The sequence below is a fragment of the Microcoleus sp. B4-C2 genome (genome assembly GCF_036705265.1).
Taxonomy (GTDB): domain Bacteria; phylum Cyanobacteriota; class Cyanobacteriia; order Cyanobacteriales; family Microcoleaceae; genus Microcoleus.
In genome coordinates, this window is record NZ_JAUBUB010000167.1 from 1 (window position 1) to 6,973 (window position 6,973).

General features: G+C 46.8%; 4 protein-coding genes. 3 read left to right on the forward strand and 1 reads right to left on the reverse strand.

Features of this window, described 5'->3' with window-relative positions; all coding sequences use genetic code 11:
• Nucleotides 1-256: 256 nt before the first annotated feature.
• Nucleotides 257-1,453 carry a response regulator gene (locus tag QUB20_RS27800; protein ID WP_333251296.1) on the reverse strand — a complete coding sequence of 399 codons (1,197 nt, stop codon included), beginning with the start codon at nt 1,451-1,453 and terminating at the stop codon, nt 257-259.
• Nucleotides 1,454-2,586: 1,133 nt separating this feature from the next.
• On the opposite strand from QUB20_RS27800, the gene QUB20_RS27805 reads away from it, so the two are divergent.
• The 3 genes from QUB20_RS27805 (at nt 2,587) to QUB20_RS27815 (ending at nt 6,912) form a co-directional block, all read left to right on the forward strand.
• Nucleotides 2,587-4,803, forward strand: coding sequence for a transporter substrate-binding domain-containing protein (locus QUB20_RS27805; RefSeq protein ID WP_333251292.1), 2,217 nt, complete (start codon nt 2,587-2,589; stop codon nt 4,801-4,803).
• A 196-nt stretch (nt 4,804-4,999) separates the two neighbouring features.
• Nucleotides 5,000-5,893 carry a sigma-70 family RNA polymerase sigma factor gene (locus QUB20_RS27810; RefSeq protein ID WP_333251289.1) on the forward strand — a complete coding sequence of 298 codons (894 nt, stop codon included), beginning with the start codon at nt 5,000-5,002 and terminating at the stop codon, nt 5,891-5,893.
• A complete protein-coding gene (locus QUB20_RS27815) occupies nt 5,833-6,912 on the forward strand; it encodes a tetratricopeptide repeat protein (RefSeq protein WP_333251286.1) in 1,080 nt (359 codons plus the stop codon). Before QUB20_RS27810 ends, QUB20_RS27815 begins: the two co-directional genes overlap by 61 nt.
• The last annotated feature ends 61 nt before the right edge of the window (nt 6,913-6,973 follow it).

Consider the following 6,973-nt stretch of genomic DNA (forward strand, 5'->3'; position numbering starts at 1 on the left):
ATTCTCCCATACCCATTACTAGACGACCCTTATTTATCAATTCACTATTTTGTTATTCTGTCAATGCGTAAGTCCTATGAGTTTAAAATTTTTCTTCTCAGTCCTCATAGCGAGGACTTTCACTTTGAGGCAGGGAATGAATTCCCTGCCGGACTATTGGTTGTATGTTAAGTTGACACGAGTGGGCATGGTGCCGTGTCCCTAATGTACTTCATAAACCTGGTTTCTGGGTAAGATTGCGTAAGCCCCATTTATCCTATTTGATAGCACGGGGTTGGTTCTGTTCCATCATTGACTTTAATGCCGACAGTTTTAAGTCTGTAAGGTCGCGGATGGTAATTGAGCAACCGTCTCCCAATTTAACAGCAGTGAAATAATAGCATTTGCCCAGGTAATCACTTTCTAGATGAACCTCTCCTTCAAGCGATTCTCCAGTCTCAACAACTTCTACTAATAAATCAAAGACTCCGGGACTCAATTGATTAAACAGTTTTTTCAGCACGGGTTCCCCCGCGAGTTCTGTTCGTTTTTTCCCTAAGAGTCTGGCAAAGACAGGGTTAACTACCAAGCAGCGAAAATCTTCAATTTCTCCAGCGATATCTCCCCTCACCGCCTGCACTGCGGCTATTCCATCCAGAGATGAATTTAGCAAATTTGCCAGCAGGCTGCGAGATTGGTAGGCAATTTCTGCGGTTTGCTGGTGTCGCTCGATTGCTTCTTTAAGCTGGCGTTTTTGGTGCTGGATAGTTACCTGAGTTTCGAGGCGAACTAGCACTTCTTCCGGCTCAAAAGGTTTAGAGATATAGTCAACTCCCCCTACCTTAAAAGCTTTGACTTTATCAAATACTTGGTCAAGTGCGCTTAAGAAAATAATCGGAATTTCTGAGGTTTTTTCATCGGATTTGAGGGCTTCGCAGACTTGATAGCCGTCTATATCTGGCATTTTTATATCCAGCAATATAGCATCGGGGGGATGATTGCGAACTGTTCTCAAGGCCATCGCACCATTGGTTACGCAGCGAACTTTATACCCATTTTTAGTGAGAATTTCTGTTAGAAAACGCAGATTCTCTGGGAGGTCATCAACAATTAAGATGTTACCTTTGGGAGTTTCTAATTGATTGATGTCACTTGTTTCAGCCGCAGCCATCGCCATAAGTTTGCCTTCGCCTTTGGCATCGGCGAGCTCACTTGTGGTGTTTTGCTTCTCTAGCACCGAGCGAAAGTTATTCTTCGTAACTTTTTGTCCCATTACGTCTGAAAGGCGCTGCCACAGGATGGCTGCTAAATCTTTGATATGTCCTATGCTGAGGTACAAGCTGTCAGCAACAGCACTATAAGTTGCGTTTTTCCAAGCAGCTTTTAAGATTTCCTGCTCAAGAAAATTTAACGGTTTACTGGTTTTGGACTCTAAGGCGGATTCGAGAAATTCTAGAGCTTGTTCAAAAGTCATGTACAAATCAATCTCATCGGGTAAGGTTTTTCAGTTTTGCACCCTAATTTTGAGTTATACACCGTACTAAGTCGGTGGAGAAATTCCTAATAGTGATTATGACAGACTTATTGACACTTACGCTCCTGGACGATCGCCCCCGATCCTGATTCCACCTTGTCGAAACCCGAAAAAGCCGATCGCGCCCGCCTAATTCTTTGTGAGGGCGATCGGCTTAAACCCTTGTCAGCACAAGGCTTTTAAGTTGCTTGTCACCCCGTCAACGCCTACGACATCGACTCTTTGACATATATAAAGCTCTTAACAAATCTGAAAAACGGGTTCATTTTTCATAAATCTGAGTTCGCTACCTAGCGGAGAAGCGTATAACTCACTACCAAGGCTTGTATTTATCCAAAAGACAAGCCTTGATTAGTTTTTATATGGTCAGATAAAAACATCCGCCGATTAGCGCCGACAATTCCATTAATTTTCAGTATTATCACTGATGTATTTTAGCGCGTGATAGTGTAGCCCTCACTCAGAAATATGCCCATTAGGCAAAGATCCGACTTTTCCGACTTTATGATCCGACTTTTCCGACTTGCTTTATGCCTATATTCCCAACATACTATTAATAGCATCTACCAAAAGACAGATAACAGTGCCAGTCATGCTGTCGATCTGCTCCATCTAAAGATAGATAGTAAAACCAGGGCGTCCGACTTTTCCGACTTTACGATCCGACTTTTCCGACTGACAGGGGCAGGGGAGGGGAGCGATGATAGAGATATGGAAAGGATACAGCCTCAAGAAAAAGCATTGCATCATTTTGGGATGAATTTTGTAGGGTCGATCGAAGATCCCGCCGGCCAAATAAGGGTTTTCAGCTTTGATAAAATTCCAAACCATCCCGCAAATATGCAACGCTCTTTTTGAAAGGTGCTGAAAGATATGGAGGAAAGTGGGTGCACTTAGCTGTTTTCCAAGTCAAAGCGATCGCTCGGTTAACACAACAGCAATAGCATAATTCACCGCTTAACAAAACCATCCAACAATAGCAACGTGCCGAAATAGGCTGCGGTTGGAGCAGAAATAAGAATTGATCGGAACCCCTGTTAATTGAACACACAAATTATCTAATTACCAGGATTATGACCATCATTAACTACAACGAAACTACCTACCTGCAAGAAAATCCCGACGTGGCACAAGCCGTAGCTTCAGGCATTATTCCCAACGGCTTCGAGCATTGGGTAAAGTTTGGTTTTATTGAAAAAAGAAACCCACAAATTTCCTTCAACGAGCAATTTTATCTAGATGCTAACCCCCAGGTAGCAGCAGCAGTGGCCAACGGTAGTTTCTCAAGCGGATTTGAACATTATGCGCGGTTTGGAGCGGCTGAAGGTCGATCGCCCGTTGCCAGTACCACACCCACAGGATCTCAACTTCAAGAAATCTTAAAGCGCGGGTTTGTGCGGGTTGCAGTTAACGAGGATGCACTGGGATTTAGCAACCGGGAAGCCGACGGTTCATTTAGTGGGATTGGCATTGATTTTAGTCGCGCCATTGCCACTGCTTTGTTTGGGAACCCGAATGCAGTAGAATTCGCAGTCGTCAAGGCGGGTGAAGACTTTAATAGTGTTGCCAGTGGCGCAGTGGATATCGCCGCCACTTTGCCCACTCAATCTGTGCTCCGCGATGCCAGTTTAGGAGTAGATTATTCGCCTACCGTTTTATTCGACACTCAAGCGGTATTGGTGCGTGGTAATAGTGGAATTAGTTCTGTTGAGCAGTTATCAGGAACAACCATCGGCGTATTAGCAGGAACGCGCTCTGGGCAAAATTTAATAGATGCCGCCAAACGTGCCGGAATCGCCCTCAACATCCAAACTTTTCCCTCTCAAGATGCTCTGTTTGGCGCTTACGATGCGGGACAAATCGGTGCAGTTTCCATTAATCGCGGGGTGCTGAGCAATCGCATTCCCACCTTATCCAATCCGGGAAATCAAGTTATCCTTGAGGATAACATTTCCAAAGAGCCGTTAGGACTCATCGTGCCGGAAAATCAGTCTGAATGGGCTGATGTGGTGCGCTGGGTGGTCAACGTTCCCATCCAAGCCGAATTTTTCGGCATTAACTCCCAGAATGTGAATGAATTTCTTGATGGAAATTCCGCCAGTAAGCGCTTCTTAGGCGTGGAAGGAAATTTAGGAGAATCTCTGGGACTCAAAAATGATTTTGCGTTGAAAGTTATCCAACAAATTGGTAATTACGAAGAGATTTACAATCGCAATTTCAATCCCGAAGTGCTGCCGCGCCAGCTCAATGAACTAATGTTTGTCGAGCCTGGGGGACTGCTTTATTATCCACCATTTTCCGGGACTGACGAATTAAGCGTGCCCTTGGTAAATAACGACAACCGCAACGTTTTACAGGAAGTTTTAGACCGGGGTTTCGTGCGCGTTGGGGTGAGAAATGATGCCCCTGGACTCGGTTTTGCTGACCCCAACGGCAACTTAAGCGGATTTGATGTGGATTTGGGTCGGGGACTAGCAGCTTCCCTATTTGGCGACCCCAACGCAGTGGAATTCGTGATTCAGAAAACGGGGGCTCAGCGCTTCAGCGATGTCGCCAATGGCATCGTTGATGTAACTAGCCGCAATGCCACCCACAACCTCAAGCGGGATGCTTTGCTGGGGGTAGATTTTGCCCCCATTAATACTTACGATGCTCAATTTGTAGTAACACCAACCGCCAGCGGAATTACCTCTTTTGAACAGCTTGCAGGTCGCCGAATTGGCGTGAGTGCAAATACCACTTCTGAGGCAACTCTGCGAGAAAAACTGAGTGCTTCGGGTATTAATGCGGAAATCGTAGCCTTAGATAGCTTCCAGACCCTATTTGATAGTTATATCAAGGGCGAATTGGATGCGCTCACCGGCGATGGAGGTCTGATTATCTCTCGTCTTCTCACCTTACCCCCAGAGCAGCGAGACCAGCATCAGCCATTTCCAGAAGTTCTGGGAGAGGAGCCTTTAGCAATGGTGGTGGACGAGAATCAATCCCAGTGGAAGGATGTGGTTTCTGGAGTTACTTATTCTCTTTATGAAGCGTTAGAACTGGGTTTAACTTCTGAAAATGTGCGCCAGGAAATCAATAGCTCAGATCCAGTTGTCCGCCGCTTTTTGGGAGTGGAAGGAAATGTGGGTGAAAGTCTGGGTTTGTCGAATAATTTTGCTTTGAATGCGATTTCTGCAGTGGGGAACTATAGCGAAATGAGCGATCGCAACTTCCCGGGTATTCCTGTTAGCCCTTTGCAAGCGCCTTATACCGAGGGCGGTGTCTTGTTCTCGGTTCCTTTTGCTTGATTTTGCTGAGTCGGGGTGATTCATGAATCACCCTGACAACAATAAACCTTGAATATTGGCTAACGACACTGAATCCAATCTTTAGCCGGATAAATACTCAGACCACACTGAGCTAGATGTTGGCGGGATTCGGCTGCAACGAAAAAAGCAACAGAGGAATGTTCCTTCACATCTATCTTTCACCACCTTTAAAATCATGTCAAATTCTCAATCCGTTATTGCAACAGACATTCGGTATTGTCCAGAAGATATAGAGAAAGCATTTTGGCAGCTATGGCAGCAGAACCGAGATTATCTTTACCGTTGCTGTCTCAGGTGGATGGGAGGGAATCCTACTGATGCCGAAGAGGTGCTCAGTCGCGCCATGCTCAAAGCTTGGGATAAATTGCCAGACTATGCCGAAAAAATCACCAACCTCCGAGCTTGGATCACCCGCTTAACCCATAATCTATGTATAGATATACACCGAGAACGTGGCCGGAAAGCAATGCAGATGGAGGATATTGAAGAAGTAGCTGCTACAGGAAATTCAGCAGTTATTTCTGGTTTGAACTCTCCTGAAGAAGCACTTCTACATCATGAGTTGGGACAGTACATTCGCCGCGCTATTGATACTCTTCCTTCTCGATTACGCAATCCGTTTATCCTGCGTTACTGCCACCAGATTGCCTATCAAGATATTGCCCAACAACTTGCTCTCTCGCTCAATAACGTTTACAAGCGCATTCAACAGGCACGAGAGATTCTGCAAAAGCGTTTGAGCAAGTATTTGTCAGGGTTGGATGATGGTTTGTCAGATTCCTCGGAGTCCTCTAAAAAGGGGGACGTTGCCTCGATCGGGGATGATTTTGCTGTAGGGGTAGTGCCCCAGTGCCTACCGCCTCAAGATGGTGGGGCGATTCCCTACGGGATAGCTTCGCTTGACGCGGGGGGATTGCCCCTACAATCCGATGAAACGATCGCATCCGACTCGATCGCCCCCATCCCTCAGAACATTGGCGAGACAATTAATTATCAGGTAACAGCAATATGTCTAGAAACACTGCACTCCGGGTGGTATCCCTCACTCAGTCCTCTGGGGTGGAGTTGAATGCTTACCTGATTTTAGACGAAAAGCCAGCCCGAATTGACCAGAAGCTGAAAACATTAAGTGAGTACGTGCAGCAGTATCCTTCGGGATGGAAGAAACGGTTGGAATTGGCGAATCTGCTGTATGCAATGGGTCGTATTGAGCAGGCGGTTGAGGAGTATCGCCAAGTAATCGATCGGCAGCAACCATTGATTGGCGTGCGCTTGCAATTGGGGAAACTCTTGCAGCTTATGGGACAAAAGGCTGAGGCAGTAGCGGTTTATGAAAGTGCCTTGGCCAATGCACGCAATGAGGCGACTCGACAGCATATCAGCGGATCGATCGCACTCTGTAGAAATGACACTCAAGCCGCGATACTCGCTTTTGAGTCGGCGGCAACCCTTGAACCAGATAATGCGGCTCACTGGCTGGCCTTGGGGCAGGTGCAAAGGGGGAGAGGGGATGCGGTTGCAGCTTTGCGAGCCTTTGATACGGTTTTGTCCCTTCAGCCAGATGATGTTGTAGCGCTGATTGACAGCTACGACGCGAGTCAGGCGGTGGGTAATGTGCGCCAAGCGCAGCGGCGGTTGAGCAAAGTGCTAGAGCTTGCTCCCGGTGATTTCCGCGTACTCAAACGACAGGCGGATACTCGTTGCCGGATGAGATTGGTATCGGGTGAGGAAGGCAAACAGACTAAACAGATAATTAGTTCTGTGCTGCAACAGGCTCCTGATGCGGCGGATGCCCGCGAGTTGCTGGCATATTATCACCTTTTCCGAGGGGAGTCGGCTAACGGGGTTGCGGTGTTGGAAGGGTTTACTGAGGAACACCCGAATCATCCTAGGGGTTGGTATTCCTATGGGCGGTGCTTGTTCCATACGGGGGAATATCAGAAAGCGGCTGAGGCGATGCTGAAGGCTTATCGTCTCTATTCCCAGGATTGTGAAATTTATCGGGCGTTGTGCGAGATTTTGCCTTTAACCTCTCCCCCAGCTCCTCTCGATCCCCCTAAATCCCCCTTAAAAAGCAGGGTGGATTAATTGTCAAAAGAGTAAACCAGTGGGGCTAGGCTATTTGCTGACGAGCACGCGCCAGATTTAA

Coding starts and splice junctions, on each gene's coding strand:
- QUB20_RS27800 (WP_333251296.1), bottom strand. CDS start 1,453: ATGACTTTTGAACAAGCTCTAGAATTTCTCGAATCCGCCTTAGAGTCC.
- QUB20_RS27805 (WP_333251292.1), top strand. CDS start 2,587: ATGACCATCATTAACTACAACGAAACTACCTACCTGCAAGAAAATCCC.
- QUB20_RS27810 (WP_333251289.1), top strand. CDS start 5,000: ATGTCAAATTCTCAATCCGTTATTGCAACAGACATTCGGTATTGTCCA.
- QUB20_RS27815 (WP_333251286.1), top strand. CDS start 5,833: ATGTCTAGAAACACTGCACTCCGGGTGGTATCCCTCACTCAGTCCTCT.